This window comes from Galbibacter kalidii (assembly GCF_026241135.1).
Taxonomy (GTDB): Bacteria; Bacteroidota; Bacteroidia; order Flavobacteriales; family Flavobacteriaceae; genus Galbibacter.
Genome location: NZ_JAPFGA010000003.1, coordinates 310652 through 331087, shown reverse-complemented (window position 1 = coordinate 331087; position 20436 = coordinate 310652). Strand labels below are relative to the sequence as shown.

The window sequence follows — 20436 nt, the reverse complement described above, 5'->3', positions numbered from 1 at the left end:
TCTTTCTTCATACTGTGTAAAATTTAAAATTAATAAAAAAATATCGGGGGTCATGACCCCCGATATTTTCTATTTACACAGTTTATGAGATGCTACCATGTGTAAAGAGAAATAAGATAAGAACCGTCTAGATTTTTCAAAAAAATCTTCTAATTTTCTATTGATATTTAAGAAAATTTTATATTTTTGAGGCTATACGCATGATTTAGCATTCCCTCATTCTAAATTTTGTAACCTAAAAACCTGGCAACCTACTATGATTGCACATCTTCATGTAAAGGATATCCTTATATTCTTTTCTACTCCGATATTATACTTAAACGGATATTTCCAATATCAATTTACTAAGATTCTAAAAATATTCCATTGTTTCAGTAAGATATTACTGCCTTTATATTAGGGATTTTACAGAATGAAAACTTCACTATATACAATATCTTAAAACTTAACAAATGACTAAAAATCTACTTTCTATCGTACTACTATTGGCCTGTTGTTTCTCTTATGGTCAAACTGTTACCCAAGACCAGATCCTCGATAAGAACCAGGCAACAATATTTTTAGGGACAGGCGGGGATTCAGGTCCTCATGGGTTCGTCTTTGATGATGACAGCGGTACTCCTTTGCTGGGGATGTTTTACAGAACGTCCTCTAATCAATTACGGGTGGAAGATTACAGTAATGGATCAGGAATTTTCTCCATAGATGGAGATACGAAGTATTCCTATTTTACCGATCGATTGGGTATTGGTACTTCCACCCCAACCCAAAAATTGGATGTAAACGGGAACATTGCTGTAAGTAACAGTATTGTAGGTCCTACCCTGACCATAGATTTGAATAAAGGCAACACCAATGCTCCAAAGAAAATTACATCAAATCATGTGGGAGGATACTATACTATGGAATTCCAGACCTATAGTTCACTTTATGAAAAATTGCAGACCCGGATATTGATGCGTGGCGGAGGTTCTGATGCCATAGAGTTTTATGACAAGGACGAAAACCAGTTTATAATCTTCAATGGAGCTAATGGTAATGTCGGCATTGGGGTGTCAAATCCTGGTTCTAAATTGGTGGTAGACGGAAAGATACGTAGTGAAGAAGTTAAAGTGGAAGTGGTGAATGCACCGGATTATGTGTTTGAAGAGGAATATCACCTAAGGACCTTAAAGGAAGTAAAAGAATATATCAAAAAAAACAAGCATTTGCCGGAGATCGATCCCGGAAAGGAAATGGAACGGGATGGAGTAGATTTGGGGGTGATGAACATGAAGCTCTTAAAGAAAATTGAAGAGCTGACATTATACCAGATTCAACTTCAGGAGAAAATAGAATCACTGACCTCCAGTGCAATTCAACAACAAGAAATACTGCAAGAGAATAAGATTCTTAAAGAAGAAATGTCAAACCTGCAAACCCAAAACAAACAATTGTACAAAAAACTGGAGCAGATAGAACAAAAGTTGTCAATACAGAACAATAAAGAAGATTAAGATGAAAAAGCTAAAGCTATTTTTAATAATAAGCAGTTTGACATGTGGCAGTCTGTTAGCACAAGAAACTTATTATGACGCAACTGCCGGGGATGGGTATGGATTCCGATTTTGGGGTGGTAATGATTCCTATAAAATCCATATAGGGAATACGGCTGAGTACCATTACGGCCCTGTTACGGATTATAGCATAAAGATGAATATGAATGATGTGTCGAATAGGGGATGGACATGGGGTGTAGATGGAGTTACACCTATAGCTGCACTGAATACACAAGGAGATTTTCAAGTTGCAGGAAACATACTGGCATCAAAAAGGATAGGAATTGGAGTCACAGATCCTCAAACATATATAGATGTTGTAAACAGTACCGCCAGTGAAAGTTTTTTAAGGTTTCGGACGCAAGATGCGCTATCAGACCATCTGTTAATTGCCAATACCACTGGAGAGCCGGGGCAATTTATTCCGTTGATCAAAGGGAAGCATGTTACAGACAATAGAACCGCCATAACCTTTATGGGAGAGGTAAATCCGGAAAATGATACAGGCTCAACACCAGTGGTTAGTTTTAATGCAAGAAGGTATAATGGTATGCTTACAGAACGACCATTGTTCAGTTGGGCAAATTATTCAACACGGCTTATGGTGATGCATGCAGATGGTAGATTAGGAGTAGGCACGATGAACCCGAGGAGTAAATTAGAGGTCAAGGGAGTGATTACTTCTTCTTCCAATACAACAACCAATTACAGCAGTTTCTTTGTTAGCGGGGATGGTAATGCCTATATGAATTTTGCTGGTGGAGACTCCAGTAGCAGAATTGGATTTCAGATAGATGGCAGCAGTGCTATGAGTATATACAACAATAAAAGTGTCGGAATAGGAACAGGAAATACAGGCCCTCACAAACTAGCCGTAGAAGGTTCTATCGGGGCCCGTGAGGTAAAGATCCAAGCCTCTGGCTGGAGTGATTTCGTCTTTGAAAAAGATTATAACCTCCCAACCCTTGAAGAAGTCGAACAGCATATTCTGGAAAAAGGTCATTTAAAAGATATCCCTTCTGCCAAAGAAGTAGAAAAGAATGGTATTTACCTTGGAGAGATGGATGCTAAACTATTGCAGAAAATAGAAGAACTCACGCTTTATACTATTGAGCAACAGAAAATGATAAAAGAACAGCAAGAGCTCGTGAAACAGCAACAAGAACTCCTGAAGCAGCAAGAAGAAAATTTCACAGAAATAGTTGCAGGGCTAAAGAAAGAAATAGAAACAATAAAGGATAAGGAATGAGAAAACTTTACTTTTTATATCTTTTGATACCGATACTTAGTTGGTCCCAAACCAATACTTTTCCTGATTCAGGCAATGTGGGGATCGGTACTATAACTCCTTCTTCCACACTCGAAGTTAAATCGGATGCCAACACGAATTCAAGGATCCATATTAATACAACTACGGATGGAGATCCGTCTATCATAAGGTTTCAGGATGCAGGTGAAACAACCTGGGGTTTTCTGTCAAATTATCCAACATTGGGTAAATTTAGTTTATACAACTATCAAAATAATTCTAATGCTTTGGTCCTTAATCAAAATGGGGATATAGGTATTGGCACTAGCACTCCTAGAACAAAATTGCATGTAAACGGTTCCAGTGAGTCCCAATCTGCAAGCATAATAAGCTTTGGAACTTTATCAGATAGTGATTTTGTCACTTCAAATATCTACCGAAGCTTCTCTGGATCAACATATACCGATGGTATCAGTGGAAATATCGGTAAATATATTTCATACAGATCTATATTTGGAGGATATTCCAATTACAATGGGAATGGCCCCGGTTTCTATAGTCAGGGGCATTACCCTAGAATGTTTATGGAAGTTATTTCCGGAAATCATGGTGCCATGTCTGGACTTCCGACCGACTCACCTATAAAAAACGGTTATATCTATCAACAAATTAAAGGACCTGCAGAGAATCAACTAAGTACTCCTGTTAAAGCTACAAATAATAATTCTCAATGGTTATGGGGAGTTAGTAGTGCAGGAAACATTATTGTTGCCGGAAAAATTGAATCCAGAGAAGTAAAAGTAACCGTCAATGCCGGGGCCGATTTTGTTTTTGAAGATAACTACAACTTACCCACATTAGAAGAAGTTCAGCAATTTATACAGGAAAATGGACACCTCCCTGAAATCCCGTCTGCCAAAGACATGGAAACGAGCGGGATTCACCTAAGTGAAATGAATATAAAATTGCTACAAAAAATTGAAGAACTCACACTTTATACTATTGAGCAAGAGAAAAGACTTAAAGAAGAGGAAAGTGAAGTGGAAAAACTTAAAATAATTGTAAAAGAACAACAGAAACTTATCAACCAACTATTTAAAAAATTTGAAGAGTGAAAAAACTAGTTATAATCTTTGTCATTATATTTTTTGTAGAAGCTTCTGCTCAGGATTTAACTCAGAATTATCGTAAAATAATCCTGAATTCACCCAACAACGTAAGTCTGTTCCAAAGTACATCCAGCAATGGTATTTGGGCTAGTGGAATGATTAATGGAGATCGATGGGGTGTGTTCGAGGACGCCACCGGCTCTAAAGAAAGGGTTTCTATACTTTCCGGAGGAAAAGTAGGGGTTAATACAATTGCCCCGGAATCGTTGTTACATATCAACCAAATTAACAGACATAGTGGATTGATGATAACCGAAGAGGGCAATTCACAGTCGGTAAGATTGCACTTGGCTAAGTTTGATGACGGGAGAGAATATGGGTATTTTAAATTGGGTGATTCTACCATGTTAAGGGGGAATGGGGAGCGGTCTTATTTTAAGGGCAGCTTAGGAATCGGAACAATCAATCCTGGGAACTGGAAATTAGCTGTCAACGGAAAAATCCGAGCTAAAGAAATCAAAGTAGAGACCAGCTGGAGCGATTTTGTTTTTGAAAAAGATTACAACCTCCCAACCCTCGAAGAAGTAGAACAGCATATTAAAGAAAACGGACATCTTAAGGATATTCCCTCGGCTATAGAAGTGGAAGAAAACGGGATTTATCTAGGTGATATGAATGCAAAGCTTTTACAGAAGATCGAGGAGTTGATGCTTTATACTATTGAGCAGCAGAAAAGAATTAATAAGTACGAAGAAACTTTAAAACAATTGAAGGAGATTGTAGTTAAACAACAGAAAGTTATCAAAAAACTAGAAGTTAACCACGACTAAACGAAATTTACTAAAATATTTAATGAATATGAACATGAAAAAAGCTAAATATCTATATATCTGTGTATTAATGACTTTTAATGTCGTTTTAGGACAGTCTTACGAATTACCTAAAATTATTCCTCCCTCACCAGAGTCTCAAAAATTTATTGAGTTTATTGATTTTCCTAATCAATTGTCTTTAGGTATTCCCAGCATGAATATTCCTATTTATAATATTGAGTATAAAGACATAAGCTTCCCTATTTCTTTATCATATAGTTATTCTGGCCTTAAGCCCAATGAGGATGTTAGCGGATTTGTTGGTCTGGGATGGTCGTTAAACGCTTTTGGTCTTATTGCGAGATCAATAAATGATGAAGCCGATGAGAAATTTTGGAACTTTAATATTCCTTTGGAAGCTGAAATTTCGAGTAATAACAATAATTTAGAACAGGATGATGATGCCTTAGTTCTCGATCAAATAGCATTGGGGCATAAGGATTCATCTCTTGATTTGTTTTCTTTTGTCCTGCCGAACGGAAAGTCGGGTAAGTTTGTTTTTGGAAGAAACCAGCAGTTAAGTGAGTTTTTAAAGCCAAAATTACTGCCTTATCAACCTGTCAAAATTATTCCCACTTTTAGCGATAATAAGTTTCAGTATTTTGATATTCTGGATGAATCGGGGACGTTGTACAGGTTTGGAAAGTCTTTTAACGGAATTGATACAGCATATGAAGATTATTCAAATATTTCTACCTCAACATTTCCTTTAGGAAGGACCTCCTGGTTACTAATGGAAATAATATCCAAAAACAAAAGGGACACTATTCATTTTAAATATGAAGATGTCATTGTCCGTGCCGATGGATTAAAATATTTTAAAAAGCATAATGTTCAATTCAGTAAGTCCATAACATCAGTAGGTGGAGCTCATACTATAAGTAGCACGGTAAATCATAATGTTTATTATTATACCAAAAAGAGAATTAGAAGTATAGAGTTTAAATCAGGTCATATTCAATTCAATTATTTATATGACTATCCGGAATGTTTATTAAAGGACATAAAAATATATCAAAAAAGCAATGCCAATCCTATTCGGACAATCAAATTTGACCTTTCAAAATTTGCAAATGTTGAGGCTAATCGTAAGAACTGGTATAAATTAGATGAACTTAGTTTTTTAGACTCCAAGAACAAGGAAATCTCCAAATATAGTTTTGAATATGAAAATGGACGATTTCCATATATTGAAAATGAACCTTTTAATAGTAATGCCCAAAATAGTTTTGAAATAGATTTTTGGGGATATTATAATGGAGAATGGAATGAAGATTTACTTCCAGATTTTTTTTGGGCGCCTTATGTAGCTAATATTTTTGGAGACGCCGACAGGTCTCCTAATTATAATTATGCGAAGCTAGGGGTGTTAAATAAAATTGTATTTCCATCTGGGGGAGAACGCATTTATGAATATGAAGGTAATGATGATTATACTGCAGGAATTCGAGTAAAATCTATTATTAACAGGACAGGAAATAATGATCTAAAAAGAACTTATCAATATTCAGATCCGTATTATAGGCTAAACTCAGATGTATACTATCAAAGTCATTTTATGAATGCATATGACAGGACAACAGACCCTGTTTCCAATACAATGACAGCTTCTTCCTCCTCGAATTGTGATGTGGGCATTAATGGTTCTCCTATTATATATGGAAAGGTAACAGAGTTTATTGGAGATGAAACAAGCAGTAATGGTATAATAGAACACTATTTTGATACCTCTTTTATAGATAGGAGAAGATCGGATCAGTGGAGTATAAGTAAAGGATATCCATGGCAACATAGTGAGATTCAATTTTTACCTAAATTCTATTATGATAAAACCTTTGGAAGTACATTCGAGAATAAAACGGTTTACTTGAATACTGATTTAGATACACTAAAAATCGTAAACAATTACTATTCTCATAATGCCAACATGGTTGCTCGTGGGCTAGATGTTTCTAAAGTTGTGAAGAATAACGCCAACGTGAAATTGAAAGCATATTTCTTTACTTTTTATAATATTGAATTTAACCAACTTCATCAAAGATTAGATAGCACTAAAGTAGTGTCCTATTATGATAGCGGTAATTTGATAACTAGGGGACAGTACGAGTATAATAACCATTTATTTTTGAAAAAGAAACAAATCCAAACTAGTCTCGGGGAGCATTTGAGAGAGGATTACTTCTATCCTGAAGATTATTCAACAGCTCCTTATACAGCAATGGTTTCGAGAAATATTTTGTCTCCGGTAATTGAAAAGAAAAATTATAATATCGAGAACGGGGAATCGAATGAAGTTCTTTTAGAATTATCAAAAACCATCTATAAGGATTGGGGCAGTAATAGGATTTTGCCAGAGAAGGTGTTAACCTCGAAGGGGAGTGGTCCTATAGAGCCACGGATCGAGTACAAACGCTATGACAGTTACGGGAACCCAGAGGAAATGCAACAGGCGAACGGCTCTTCGGTAGTGTACCTGTGGGGGTATAATGGTCAATATCCCATAGCTAAGATCGCGAACGTAACCTCTTATGGGAGTATTCCATCTTCCCTGATCACAGCTGCCAAGAACGCCTCGAACACCGGAAGTGAGAGTAGTCTGACCAGTGCACTGGAGGATATCCGGGATGCGATGCCCAATGCCCAAGTAACGACCTACACCTACGACCCCTTGGTAGGGGTGAGCACGATCACTGATTCCAAAGGTTACACGACCTATTATGAATACGACGATTTCAACCGCTTGGAGTTTGTAAAAAACGATGCGGGAGAGCTGCTTTCCGAAAACAAGTACCACTATAAAGACCAAAACTAATGCCAATACCTATGAAAACCTACCTCTTAAAAACGATATATACGACACTCCTTTTTATATGCTTTACCGGGCTAACAACAATAGAGGCCCAGTGCTATAGCTCATCACTAAGCAAAAACCCGTTGGAATTTCCGTTAAACGGGGGCTACCAGACAACAACCGTAAGTTTTCCTTCCGGGGGCTGTGATAACCCAACGATCAGTGTCTATAACGTGCCCAGTTGGCTGACGGTAAATGTATCCGGTTATACGATACAGGTTACCGCCCAAAGTTTGTCGAGCGGGTACAGGGAAGCCAGTATCCCGGTGAGGGCCAACGGCAACACGGTCAACGGTTTTATAGTAAAACAAGGGACCGAGCCACCCCCACCCCCACCGGAACCTTGCTCGGTAAGTGGTTTTAGCGGGGGTACTTTTAATCCTTTTGGTGAAACCAAAAACTATAACCTTAGTTTCTCCAATTGTAGTTCGAGTACTGCTACATTTTCTTTTACCACTTCAAGTGGGCAGTCGATCCCTAGTTGGATCTCCATTTCCCAGACGGGCACTTCTATTTCTGTGACTTGTAATGAAAACAATACTGGTAATACTCGCACAGTTATTCTCGTAGGCAGGGCGAATGTTGGAGGTGATGATGTCGCTATTGGTGAACAAATAAGTCAGCTCTCTTGTTCCAAAACCTGGTACAAAGATGTAGATAATGACGGTTATGCCGAACTTACCCGTGTAGAATGTGCAAGCCCGGGTTCAGGCTACTCCACTACGGTAAAGCCATTGGGGGACTGTAATGACTCCAATGCATCGATCAATCCGGATACCAAATGGTACAAGGATGCCGATGGTGACGGTTTTGCAGCAACGGTAAAGACACAATGTGCAAGTCCTGGATCAGGATATACAAGGACAGTAAAACCGTTGGGGGACTGTAACGATTCCAATGCATCGATCAATCCGGATACCAAATGGTACAAGGATGCCGATGGTGACGGTTTTGCAGCGACGGTAAAGACACAATGTACGAGCCCGGGAACGGGATATACAAGAACCGTAAAGCCATTGGGTGACTGTAATGATTCCAGTGCGGCGATCAACCCGGACACCAAGTGGTACAAGGATGCCGATGGGGATGGATTTGCAGCCACGGTAAAGACACAATGTGCAAGTCCTGGATCAGGATATACAAGGAGTGTAAAGCCATTGGGTGACTGTAACGATTCCAGTGCGGCGATCAACCCGGACACCAAGTGGTACAAGGATGCCGATGGGGATGGATTTGCAGCGACGGTAAAGACACAATGTATGAGCCCGGGAACGGGATATACAAGAACCGTAAAGCCATTGGGTGACTGTAATGATTCCAATGTGGCGATCAACCCGGACACCAAATGGTACAAAGATGCCGATGGTGACGGTTTTGCAGCTACGGTAAAAACACAATGTGTAAGCCCTGGATCCGGTTATACAAGAACCGTAAAGCCCACGGGGGATTGCAATGACAACAATGCTTCGTTAAATCCTGATACTACTTGGTATTTGGATGCTGATGGTGACGGGTATGCAGTTTCAACAAAAACACAATGTACGAGCCCCGGAGCAGGATATGGTACTACTACAAAACCATTAGGGGATTGTAATGACGGTAATCCTTCATTAAACCCTGATGCTACATGGTATGCCGATACCGATGGTGACGGCTATGGAGATCCTAATGCGGCACAATCGGCATGTGACCGGCCTACCGGTTATGTAAGCAATGATGATGATCACGATGATTCGACCGAGCTGATCACCAACATCCCCCCACAGAACTTTTACAGGGATGCCGACGGTGACGGTTTTGGGGAACCTGGCGATACGGTGTACCAAAGTGTTAAGCCTTCCGGCTATGTGACCAACAACAACGACCAGTGCCCGGACGAATACGGGGACAACAATGGCTGTCCTTACGAAGAAGCGACCTTGAGCAACGAGAACTATATCTACACCCGTACCTACCAAAGCCCTATGACTGCCCCCGGGGGTATCAATGAGAACAGCGATGTGATCGAACAGGTCACCTATTTCGACGGCCTTGGCCGTCCGATGCAGCAGGTGGGCATCAAAGCCTCTCCGGGGTCACAGGACATCGTGACCCATATCGGTTATGACGACTATGGGAGGCAGGACAAGGAATGGCTCCCATATATGGCGGGGGGTACCATAGGGAATTACCGGGGAATGGACCCTGACGGAAAAACCCAAACGTATTATGAATCGCATTATCCAGACGATGTGGTACAAGGGAGTGCGAACCCTTATTCAGAAAAAGTGTTCGAACCTTCACCACTCAACAGGGTGTTAAAACAGGCAGCCCCAGGAGAATCCTGGAAAAAAGACGGCGGGCATGAGATCGAGTTTTCTTATGATATAAATGTCGTTAATGAAGTACGGCTGTTCCAAGTAGGTTTTGTAAATGGGGATACAGAGGCCCCGGAACTTGAAATAGATACCGTAGGCCATTACCTGGCCGGTGAACTGTACAAGACCGTGACCAAGGACGAGAACTGGCAACCGGGTGACGGGAACCTCCATACCACGGAAGAGTTCAAGGACAAGCAGGGCCGGGCGGTCCTGAAACGCACTTATGGCCCATCGGACATAAATATGGACGGGAGCATCTCGGCAGGGGAATCGGAGGTGCAACACGACACCTATTATGTGTATGACCTTTTTGGAAACTTGACTTATGTATTGCCTCCAAAGATTAATGCGACAACAGCGAATATAGCTACTCTAAGGTCAAATTTGAATGCTTTAGGATATCAATATAAGTATGATGAGCAGAACCGCTTGGTGAAGAAAAAGATACCGGGCAAGGGCTGGGAACACATTGTGTACAACAGACTCGACCAACCGGTGCTGGCCCAGGATGCCAACCAGAGGGACAACAACGAATGGCTGTTCACCAAATACGATGCCTTTGGCCGGGTGGCCTATACGGGCATTGTCCAGAGCATTGATGACAGGACAGCTATGCAAGCCTCGGCAGACGCATTCAGCACACAGTTTGAAACCCAGACAGCTACGGCAAGTACCTATGCGGGAACGCCCGTACATTATACCAAACAGGCTTTTCCGGACAGTTTCAGTGAAGTCCTGACGGTGAACTATTACGACACCTATGTGGACACGGACGGCCTAACGGTACCTTCCCAAGTGTATGGTGAGCCAAAGGCCACTGGTATAGAAACCAAAGGCTTGCCAACGGTGAGCAAGGTAAAGGTGCTCGATGATGACAGCCCGAACACGTGGACCACCACCATAACGGGCTATGACAAAAAAGGAAGGGCGATCTATACGGCCGAGCAGAACGATTACCTGAACACCACGACCATCAACGAAAGCGACCTGGACTTTACCGGAAAGGTCTTGGTGAGCAAGACCAAGCACCGGAAAGGGACAGGCACCTGGATAGTGACGATCGACAATTACACCTATGACCATAGGGGCAGGCTTGTGGACCATTATCAGTGTATAGGAGAGGGAAGCAGTTTTGAAGGCTGTGACGACACGGCAGATTATGTAAACAAGTCCTATTCGGCTCCGTTAAGCGAGACAACTATAAAAGAGGCCAGTGGGTCCTTTACCTTGCAGCCGGGCTTTCATTTTGTGGCTTCGAGCGGTAAGACCCTTCATTTATCAATAGCCCAAAAAGGGGAACTGATCGCCCATAATGTCTACGACAATCTGGGACAGCTCAAGACCAAAAAGGTAGGGAACACCGAAAGCACCCCTTTACAAACGGTCAGCTATGATTATAACATCAGGGGCTGGCTCAAGAAGATCAATGCCCCATCGAGTTTGGGAACAAGTTTGTTCGGTTTTGAGATCAGGTACAATGACATCGCTGATACCGATAAAAAGCTGTTCAACGGGAACATCAGCCAAACCCTATGGAATACCCAAAGTGAGAATTCGACCAGTAATCCTGTAAGTAATCAGTATACCTACAGCTATGATGCGCTTAACCGGATCACGGGAGCAACGGACAATACCGGCAACTACAATGTAAGTGGTATTGCCTATGACCAGAACGGGAACATTACCGCCTTGGAAAGGCAGGGGCACACAGCTATGGAGAGTAACGGGGAAATTACTGCCTATGGCCAAATGGATGCCCTTACCTATACTTATGGAGTAGGCAACAAACTGACCAAAGTATTGGACGACGGTAATGATACCTATGGATTTAAGGATGGGAACACGGGGACGGATTATGATTATGATGCCAATGGCAACCTTACCCAGGACTTGAACAAAGGGATACCAACGGATGGTATCACCTATAATCACCTGAATTTACCTGCCAGTATCACCATAGGAGGTGGAAATATTTCTTATATTTACGATGCGACGGGTGTCAAGTTAAAGAAAACGGTAAGCACGGGTAAGGTAACGGAATATGCCGGGAATTACATCTATGAGAACAACCAGTTACAGTTCTTCAGCCATGCAGAGGGCTATGTGACTCCCAATAGCAATGGGTATGATTATGTTTATCAATATAAGGATCATTTGGGGAACGTACGTTTGAGCTATATGGATGCCAATAGTAATGGTAGTATAACGGGCGATGAGATCATTGAGGAGAGCAATTATTACCCTTTTGGGTTACAGCACAAGGGTTATGGACCAGGGATTTCATCGCTAGGAAATGATGTAGCGAAGAAATTTAAATATCAGGGGCAGGAACTCACTAAGAGTTTGGGTTATGAAATGTACGAGTTTGAATTAAGGCATTATGATGCGGCAATAGGAAGGTTTATCACTACCGATCCATATGAACAATTTCATTCTCCATATATGGCAATGGGTAATAACCCTGTAGTTTCTTTTGATCCAGACGGTGGAAAATGTTATGATGGTAATGGAAATGTAGTAGCATGCCCTGATTCTGAAATCTATGACGATTATAGGGAAAGTGATGAAAAACATATAACTGTTTTAGGGGAAGTAGAAGTTTCGAATTCAGATTCTAATTTTGATAAAGGCAAAAGAGAGTTTTTAAGAAGCGAAGACGTTCAGGTAGAAAAGTTTATGAATGTCCATGTAGATGAAATAGCTATGGGAGTAGTATTAATGGCTACCACAACCTCTCAATTAGATGGCCCAGAACCCGGGCCAGCTGATGTAGCAGCAGTAGGAGAGCTTTTGACTGGAGCAATGCTGATATCTTTACTTATACAGTCAGAAGATTTTGTTAATGAAAACCATGCTTTAATAACCCAATCCCTTAATTATATACCACCTCCAAAAACTCTTCCGGGATTCCCGGGGGCTACCAAAGTTAAACGTAAAAATGAGAGAGCTAGATGGCATTTGCCTAATGGTGACATTGGCGAATGGGATTCTCAACATGGAGAATTGGAAGTATATGACAAAACAGGTAAGAAACATAAAGGAGCGTATGATCCTGATACAGGGGAAAAGAAAAAAGATGGTGATCCAAAAAGGAAAACAGATAAAAAATAGTGAAATAATGAAAGATTTTAAAATACAAAGATGTATAACCTTTTACGAAAAAAAGGGAGATACTTTCATCGGAGATAGAATTTTATCTGAAGAAGAAGTCTCGTTAAGAGAATTGAAGGAAATTTTCGGTTATTCAGAGAAAGATTCATTACTTTACGAACAATATGATATAAATAATGAAATAGCTAGTATGTTAAGTGATAAAATAGATTTTACTTTTAATTTTGATAAGTATGATTATTTTTTAGAAACGTTTAGTGTTGATGCTAATAAGAAAACAGGAAATGGAATTAGATTAAAAGATTGTTGAATGGTTGAGGTGCATAACAAAAGAGAAAGTGTTGAAAGCCTCGCTCTCCGAAAAGTATAATGAATAAAAATAGTGTGAGTACTGAGCGAACGCCCCCTTACTTCGCACATTCATCTGCTGTAGGTAGAAGTATAACAACAACAACAAAACCACAACCGTAAAAAAGTTGTGGTTTTATCTTGTAAAAAGCAACTAGAAAATTAATTATATTTATGACACTTCGGGCATGAAACTGAGAAAAGAGGTGACCGAAGGAGGTTCTATGACAAAGACGACGGACTATGCCGGGAAATATATCTATGAAGATGACCATACAGGAGAGGGGCCAGAACTCGAGTTCTTCAGGCATGCAGAGGGCTATGTGACCCCGAAGAGTAGTGGGGGCTATGATTATGTCTACCAGTACAAGGATTACTTGGGTAACATACGATTAAGTTATATGGATGCCAATAACAATGGTAGTGTGACGACCGATGAGATTATCGAGGAGAGCAATTATTACCCTTTTGGGTTACAGCACAAGGGTTATGGACCAGGGATTTCATCGCTTGGAAATGATGTAGCGAAGAAATTTAAATATCAGGGGCAGGAACTCACTAAGAGTTTGGGTTATGAAATGTACGAGTTTGAATTAAGGCATTACGACCCAGCCACTGGAAGGTTTGTTGCCATAGACCCATATAAACAGTTTAGGTCTCCTTATATTGCGATGGGTAATAACCCTGTAGTGGCTTTTGACCCAGATGGCGGGAAGTGTTTTGATGCCAACGGGAATGAAGTGGTTTGCCCTGATGATGAAATGTATGACGATTACAGGGACAGTGACAAAAACCATATAACCCTGTTGGATGAAGTAGAGGTTGCCAGTTCTGACTCTTCCAATGAAGAAGAATACGTGGACATAAATGCTCCAATAGGTACTCAAGCTCTACCCAGAAAACGTACACTACTCGGCAAGGCTTATGCTAACTTGGAACCTAGGTCAGTCACCATAAACGGGATTACTTATAATGTCGATGCCGAAGGTACAGTTACTGGAATAAAACCTTTAGGAGGACTTGGGGCAATGGGCTTACTAGGAGGACTCGGATCTAGTGGCAACCTATTAAAATTTAAAGGATTAGTGCAAAATTTATCTTTAAGGTCTTTGACTCATCATCAATTGGTTAAAGCTTTTAAAGGAACTGGATTAAGTTTATCGGGGCATGCGATAACTAGATTGAAAGATATAAGACTTCAAAATTTAGGGGTTAGAACCTTGAATGACTTTAAACAAATCATAAACAAAGGTTCCAAGTTTGACGCAGGAGGAGGAGCAATAGGCTTTTCACATAAAAGAGTAGAAGTTATAATCAACCCTCAAACCAAAGTAATTGTAACCATTAGGCCAGTAAAAAATATAAGGTAATGCTTTCTATTAGAGATAAAAATAAACACTTTAGGCTAGGGATATTAGGCTATGAATTTCTGGATTCCGATATACTAGAAGATTTAAACTGGTTAAATATCGAAGTATATGCTTCTGATAAGAATTATCAATGGAAGGCTAACGGTGCATATTTAACCTCAACAGATTTATCTAAACTATATTCTTGGCTTTCAGATATTGAAAAGTCGAGGGAAGTCGATGATAGAATTAGTTTTTTAGAGCATGAATTATCATTCAGTTATGATAAAAGGAATTTGAAGTTATCAATAAACCTAGATTTTAATTTACACCCTAAAGGCAAAAATTATGATTATACAAAGGATGTAGAATATCAAATGAAGTTTGAGCTATACGATGTCAATATCCATAAGGTCTTAAAATCGTTAAAGAAAATGATAGATGATTATCCTATTCGATATTCTTCTAATGATAATAAGATTATAAATTAATATCCCCGATTCTTTAATGGGAGCATTAGTGGAAAAATATCAAAAAAATTTAGACACAGGGTAACCGCATTAAAGTTAGAGGTGCAGCAGATAATGGATATACAATTGAAATGTGGATAAACACTAAAATAAAAATCATAGAAACAGCATATCCATTAAAATAATATGAGAATACAAATTGACACATTAACTATTACCAAAGAAGGGGGGAGAGTTTTTGGAAACATTTATTTTACCGACCAAGAATTTTCCTTCCCGGAAAAAGGTTGGAATGATTTTGTGATCATCATTTTGAATTGGTGGTGTTCTGCTCTAAAGGGATTGTTGTTAAATGAAAGATTACAAGATGAATTTTTATTTATGGATGGACCTTTTACGGTTAGGGTCACTTACCTTAAAGAAGAGGTATTCAATCTAATCTTTTTGTCTAGTGATGAGTTGGAAGCAAATTACGAAGTTCCTATTAAGGATTTTTCAAACAATTATCTTAGGGAGATAAACTCGCTTATTAGGAAGATCGATGAATTTGGTTGGAACGACGAAGAAATAGAAAGTTTAAAAATTAATTATAGAGATTTAAAAATGATTTTAAAAAACTATAAAATAGAAAACACATAAATGACCTAGATGTGAGGTGTTCTTATCTCGCACAATGAAAAATTCAAAAAAAGTACATGTTAAAAAGTTGTGGTTTTTTCTTGAGAAAAACAACTAACGAATTAACTATATTTACAACGCTTTGGGCACCAAACTGAGAAAAGAGGTGACCGAAGGAGGTTCTGTGACAGGATGGAGCGTTAAAAAATGCCTAGCAGGCATTTTTAGCGATCAGGCCAGGCAGCGCGGTGGAGACTATGCCGGGAATTACATCTATGAGAAACCAATTACAGTTCTTTAGCCATGCTGAGGGCTATGTGACCCCGAGTGGTAGTGGAGGCTATGATTATGTGTACCAGTACAAGGACCACTTGGGCAACATACGCTTGAGCTATATGGATGCCAATAACAATGGCAGTGTAACGACTGCTGAGGTTATAGAGGAGAGCAATTATTACCCTTATGGTTTACAGCACAAAGGTTATGGCCCGGGGATTTCATCGCTTGGAAACGATGTAGCCCAACGTTGGAAGTACAACGGGAAAGAGTTTGATGAGAGCCTTGACATAAACACCTATGACTTTGGGGCGAGGAACTATGACCCCGCCATTGGACGTTGGATGAATATTGACCCGTTGGCAGAGAAAATGTATTCACAATCCACTTACAACTATGCATTTAATAATCCTATGTTATTTGTAGACCCAGATGGAATGTTCCCAATCATCATCCACGTTAGAAGTTTTGTTCCAACAAAGAGCTTCGTTTTAGGGAATCAATTCGCTGGAGACGATAGAGGGTTTAGTGCAAATAATAGTTCGAAATCTAGATTACATCAACAAACAAGTTATGAAACTGATACTGGAGCTTATACTCACAGAGCAACAGGGACATTTAGTTATAGTTATTATGGCGCTATGGGCTATTCAAGGGCATATGTAGATGATTCAGGGTCTTCCTTTGGAAATGTAAACTCGCACCTTTATGGTAGTAATGCAGCTTTATTAGTAGCTCCTAGTCCAGTTGGGCCACCACATTCAATTGATTCAAGCTTTATGACACCAGACATTGATATTCATTCAGGATTAAATGTTGAAGTCTCTCAATTAGATGGAGGCGACCAACTGCTTAATATTAGCGGTAACATAACTGGAGATGCTTTTCCAAATGCAGAAGCTTATGTAGAAGATGTTAATGGGAATACTATTTTTCTAGGAGCATTTGCAACGGCAACTAGTGTGCAAACAGGAATGTTTACTCATTTACCGGGAAATGGTGATAGTCCTATGATGATGAATATTAATCTTTCGATTCTAACAGATGGCGACGGTATCTTTAAAGGAATACAAGCTGGAGACAAAACCATATCTATTGATGAATGGAACAAGAATTTTGAAAGTATGAGTATTGATGAGTTTAGAGAAAAGTATGGAGATTATTATAATCAGTTATTTGGGAATCAAAATTAGATGATATGAGAAACTTGATTTTAACTTTAATATTAGGGTGTATTTTTTTAAGTTGTGCTGAAGAGGGAGAAGATTCTATACGATTAATTCCTAAAGGTTATGAAGGTCCTGTTTTAATAGTTTTTAATCAATCTAAAGGAGAACCCAAAGAATATGAGGATGGGAAACGAGTTTATAGAATTCCTGAAAATGGTATTTTAGAAACCCAATTTGAACCCAATTATGGTATTCAGAAGCATCAGTTTTTTTATGTAGATTCATTAGGTAATAGAGAGGAAATACCTTTTGTCATTGTTCAAGAGCAAGATTCTTTGTTAAAAGTTAAAGATAGAACTAAAGTGTATGCTTTTGGAGAGTCTGCTCCTGGAAAAGGAACAGGTTTTGAACCTAATGAAGGAAAATTCACTTTGCCTCACTCTCGTGAATTTTATATCGGAAATCTTTTAGATATAGAAAAATCATATCAAAGTAAAATGAAGTTTTCTAGAGACCACATAAAGAAATTTAGAATTTTTGAAGATAAGTAAACTATAAATTATTATTACTCTTAAAATTTACCACCCTTCGGGGTGGTTTTTTTTATGCTTTAGAGCGAAGTAACATTTTTGGAAAAGAAATTCTTGAACTTCTTTTTGGTCAGCATCGTATCGATGATTTTAAGGATAGTGGATTTATCTTCCTCGTCAAGCTGATTGATAAGTTTAATCTATTCGTTCTCCCGTACCCAAGGCCTGGCCACGGTGAGCAAGGTAAAGGTGCTCGACGAAGACAGTCCGAACAGCTGGACCACCACCATTACAGGCTATGACAAAAAAGGAAGGGTGATCTATACGGCCGAGCAGAACAATTACCTGAACACTACGACCATCAACGAGAGCGACCTGGACTTTACCGGAAAGGTCTTGGTGAGCAAGACCAAGCACCGGAAAGGGACAGGCACCTGGATAGTGACGATCGACAATTACACCTATGACCATAGGGGCAGGCTTGTGGACCACTATGAGTGTATAGGAGAGGGAAGCAGTTTTGAAGGCTGTGACGACACGGCAGATTATGTAAACAAGTCCTATTCGGCTCCGTTAAGCGAGACAACTATAAAAGAGGCCAGTGGGTCTTTTACCTTACAGCCGGGCTTTCATTTTGTGGCTTCGAGCGGTAAGACCCTTCATTTATCAATAGCCCAAAAAGGGGAACTGATCGCCCATAATGTCTATGATAACCTGGGGCAGCTTAAGACCAAGAAGGTGGGGAACACCGAAAACGCCCCTTTACAGACGGTCAGCTATGATTATAACATCAGGGGCTGGCTCAAGAAGATCAATAACCCATCGAGTTTGGGAACAAGCTTGTTCGGTTTTGAGATCAAGTACAATGACATCGCTGATACCGATAAAAAGTTATTCAATGGAAATATCAGCCAGACCCTATGGAACAGTAAGAGCGTAAACCCAAACCCACCGGACAACCCGGTAAGTGGCCAGTATACCTATACCTATGATGCGCTAAACCGGATCACTGACGCCATAGACAATACCGGCAACTACAATGTAAGTGGTATTGCCTATGACCAGAACGGGAACATCACGGTCTTGGAACGGAAGGGAGCCTTGACACAAGACCCGAACAGCCCAACAGACTTTGGGGCAATAGATCAGCTCTCGTATACCTATGATACCGGCAACCAGCTTTTAGGAGTATCCGATCAGGTCACGGGAGTGACCTCGGAAGTGGAATTCAAGGACGGGAACACTGGGACAGATTATGCTTATGACGCCAATGGAAACATGACCCAGGACCTGAACAAAGGGATACCAACGGATGGTATCACGTACAACCATTTGAATTTACCCACGAGCGTTACCATTGGTAGCGGAAATATTTCTTATATTTACGATGCGACGGGTGTCAAGTTAAAGAAAACGGTAAGCACGGGTAAGGTAACGGAATATGCCGGGAATTATGTTTATGAAAACAGTTCTTTGAAACAGATTACCCAACCTGAAGGATATATAGAACCAGATGGCAGTGGTTGGCAATATGTATACCGCTATGTGGATATCTGGGGCAATACGAGACTTACTTATGCTGATGATAATGGCGATGGTAGTGTAGGGACTTCTGAAATAAGAAGGGAGCAGAATTATTATCCTTTTGGACTTGAACATAAAGGGTATAATATCGGGATGTACGGGGTGAAGAACAACCTGAAAACCTATCAAGGGCAGGAATTTACCGAAGATTTAGGACTGAACACCCACGAATGGAAATACCGCGTTAGCGACCCTGCAATAGGTAGGTTCTGGCAAGTTGACCCACTGGCTGAGGATTATGTTTATAACTCTACCTATGCCTTCCAGGAGAACAAGTTGGGAATGGGCACAGAACTTGAAGGGAAAGAGCTAAAAAAATGGTTCAATCAAGCAGTTGATGGCTTAAATAGATTGTTTGTCGAACCGGTAAAAAACACGAATCGAAGGCAAGCGGAAAGAGCGGCTGTTTATGGAACACCTGACAGGTTGGGCCCTACAAAGAATATCACGGGGAATTATTTTGGAGATGCTGCTTATAAATTAGCTGGAGGAGAAACCATATCCAAAGCACTGGCTGGCGATGCAAAAGCTCAATTTCGGGTAATAGCAGGGGCAGAAGTTGCTTTGGTACCTGGAGGTAGAGGGATTGGAGATGATGTTGCTACAGGTGCTACAACTAAATCGACAGTAAAAACAAGCAATTTTGTTTTTAGGGGAGATACAAGAAATCCTTCACAAATCTTTGAAGAAGGGCTTACCTCTAAAGGGGTCAACTTTAATTTATTAGACCATGCAACAGGACTCATTGATGATAGTGGATTTATATCAACATCAACATCTTCAAATATTGCGAGAAAATTTGCAGGAAAAAAGGGGTTTGTGTATACAATTGAAGCTCCTGCAAATGGAATAGGTGTTAATGTAAAGCTTGGGGATCAAAGCCCGTTCCCCCTTGAATCAGAAATTGCCTTTCCTCTTGAAATACCTTCATCAAATATTCAAGGGGCGAGACAGGTTGGTTCTGATGGGAAATTTATAGGGCCATATATTAAAAAACCTTAA

14 protein-coding genes are annotated in these 20436 nt (G+C 39.9%); all 14 read left to right on the top strand.

Translation table 11 applies throughout. The annotated features are described in order from the left end of the window. Window positions 1–452: 452 nt before the first annotated feature. The 14 genes from OOZ15_RS05410 (at window position 453) to OOZ15_RS05345 (ending at window position 20436) form a co-directional block, all read left to right on the top strand. Entirely contained in the window at window positions 453–1496 is a 1044-nt protein-coding gene (locus tag OOZ15_RS05410) for a hypothetical protein (protein ID WP_265954931.1), read from the top strand. Between the two features lies 1 nt (window position 1497). Then, on the top strand, window positions 1498–2787 hold the full coding sequence (locus tag OOZ15_RS05405; protein ID WP_265954930.1) for a hypothetical protein: 1290 nt from the start codon (window positions 1498–1500) through the stop codon (window positions 2785–2787). Beyond that, on the top strand, window positions 2784–3902 hold the full coding sequence (locus OOZ15_RS05400; RefSeq protein ID WP_265954929.1) for a hypothetical protein: 1119 nt from the start codon (window positions 2784–2786) through the stop codon (window positions 3900–3902). Before OOZ15_RS05405 ends, OOZ15_RS05400 begins: the two co-directional genes overlap by 4 nt. Then, complete coding sequence (locus tag OOZ15_RS05395) at window positions 3899–4726, top strand: hypothetical protein (RefSeq protein WP_265954928.1); 828 nt, start codon at window positions 3899–3901, stop codon at window positions 4724–4726. The genes OOZ15_RS05400 and OOZ15_RS05395 overlap by 4 nt, the downstream gene beginning before the upstream one ends. 34 nt (window positions 4727–4760) lie before the next feature. Further along, entirely contained in the window at window positions 4761–7580 is a 2820-nt protein-coding gene (locus OOZ15_RS05390) for an RHS repeat domain-containing protein (protein WP_265954927.1), read from the top strand. An 11-nt stretch (window positions 7581–7591) separates the two neighbouring features. Beyond that, window positions 7592–13090, top strand: coding sequence for a DUF6443 domain-containing protein (locus tag OOZ15_RS05385; protein ID WP_265954926.1), 5499 nt, complete (start codon window positions 7592–7594; stop codon window positions 13088–13090). Between the two features lie 7 nt (window positions 13091–13097). Then, window positions 13098–13400: a DUF7683 domain-containing protein gene (locus tag OOZ15_RS05380; protein ID WP_265954925.1), complete on the top strand. Its 303-nt coding sequence runs from the start codon at window positions 13098–13100 to the stop codon at window positions 13398–13400. Window positions 13401–13626: 226 nt separating this feature from the next. Continuing rightward, window positions 13627–14808 carry an RHS repeat domain-containing protein gene (locus OOZ15_RS05375; protein ID WP_265954924.1) on the top strand — a complete coding sequence of 394 codons (1182 nt, stop codon included), beginning with the start codon at window positions 13627–13629 and terminating at the stop codon, window positions 14806–14808. Next, window positions 14808–15278 (top strand): WapI family immunity protein, encoded by a 471-nt coding sequence (locus OOZ15_RS05370; RefSeq protein WP_265954923.1) that lies wholly within the window; start codon window positions 14808–14810, stop codon window positions 15276–15278. Before OOZ15_RS05375 ends, OOZ15_RS05370 begins: the two co-directional genes overlap by 1 nt. A gap of 165 nt (window positions 15279–15443) precedes the next feature. Next, complete coding sequence (locus OOZ15_RS05365) at window positions 15444–15896, top strand: hypothetical protein (protein ID WP_265954922.1); 453 nt, start codon at window positions 15444–15446, stop codon at window positions 15894–15896. 121 nt (window positions 15897–16017) lie between these two features. Continuing rightward, on the top strand, window positions 16018–16176 hold the full coding sequence (locus OOZ15_RS05360) for a hypothetical protein (RefSeq protein ID WP_265954921.1): 159 nt from the start codon (window positions 16018–16020) through the stop codon (window positions 16174–16176). After that, complete coding sequence (locus tag OOZ15_RS05355) at window positions 16151–17344, top strand: RHS repeat-associated core domain-containing protein (RefSeq protein ID WP_265954920.1); 1194 nt, start codon at window positions 16151–16153, stop codon at window positions 17342–17344. The genes OOZ15_RS05360 and OOZ15_RS05355 overlap by 26 nt, the downstream gene beginning before the upstream one ends. Window positions 17345–17349: 5 nt before the next feature. Then, entirely contained in the window at window positions 17350–17871 is a 522-nt protein-coding gene (locus OOZ15_RS05350) for a DUF6843 domain-containing protein (protein ID WP_265954919.1), read from the top strand. A gap of 165 nt (window positions 17872–18036) precedes the next feature. Further along, complete coding sequence (locus OOZ15_RS05345; RefSeq protein ID WP_265954918.1) at window positions 18037–20436, top strand: scabin-related ADP-ribosyltransferase; 2400 nt, start codon at window positions 18037–18039, stop codon at window positions 20434–20436.

Bases quoted from the DNA above. Each gene is read 5' to 3' on its own strand.
- OOZ15_RS05410 (WP_265954931.1), top strand. From the start codon at position 453: ATGACTAAAAATCTACTTTCTATCGTACTACTATTGGCCTGTTGTTTC.
- OOZ15_RS05405 (WP_265954930.1), top strand. From the start codon at position 1,498: ATGAAAAAGCTAAAGCTATTTTTAATAATAAGCAGTTTGACATGTGGC.
- OOZ15_RS05400 (WP_265954929.1), top strand. From the start codon at position 2,784: ATGAGAAAACTTTACTTTTTATATCTTTTGATACCGATACTTAGTTGG.
- OOZ15_RS05390 (WP_265954927.1), top strand. From the start codon at position 4,761: ATGAAAAAAGCTAAATATCTATATATCTGTGTATTAATGACTTTTAAT.
- OOZ15_RS05385 (WP_265954926.1), top strand. From the start codon at position 7,592: ATGAAAACCTACCTCTTAAAAACGATATATACGACACTCCTTTTTATA.
- OOZ15_RS05380 (WP_265954925.1), top strand. From the start codon at position 13,098: ATGAAAGATTTTAAAATACAAAGATGTATAACCTTTTACGAAAAAAAG.
- OOZ15_RS05375 (WP_265954924.1), top strand. From the start codon at position 13,627: ATGAAACTGAGAAAAGAGGTGACCGAAGGAGGTTCTATGACAAAGACG.
- OOZ15_RS05370 (WP_265954923.1), top strand. From the start codon at position 14,808: ATGCTTTCTATTAGAGATAAAAATAAACACTTTAGGCTAGGGATATTA.
- OOZ15_RS05365 (WP_265954922.1), top strand. From the start codon at position 15,444: ATGAGAATACAAATTGACACATTAACTATTACCAAAGAAGGGGGGAGA.
- OOZ15_RS05355 (WP_265954920.1), top strand. From the start codon at position 16,151: ATGAGAAACCAATTACAGTTCTTTAGCCATGCTGAGGGCTATGTGACC.
- OOZ15_RS05350 (WP_265954919.1), top strand. From the start codon at position 17,350: ATGAGAAACTTGATTTTAACTTTAATATTAGGGTGTATTTTTTTAAGT.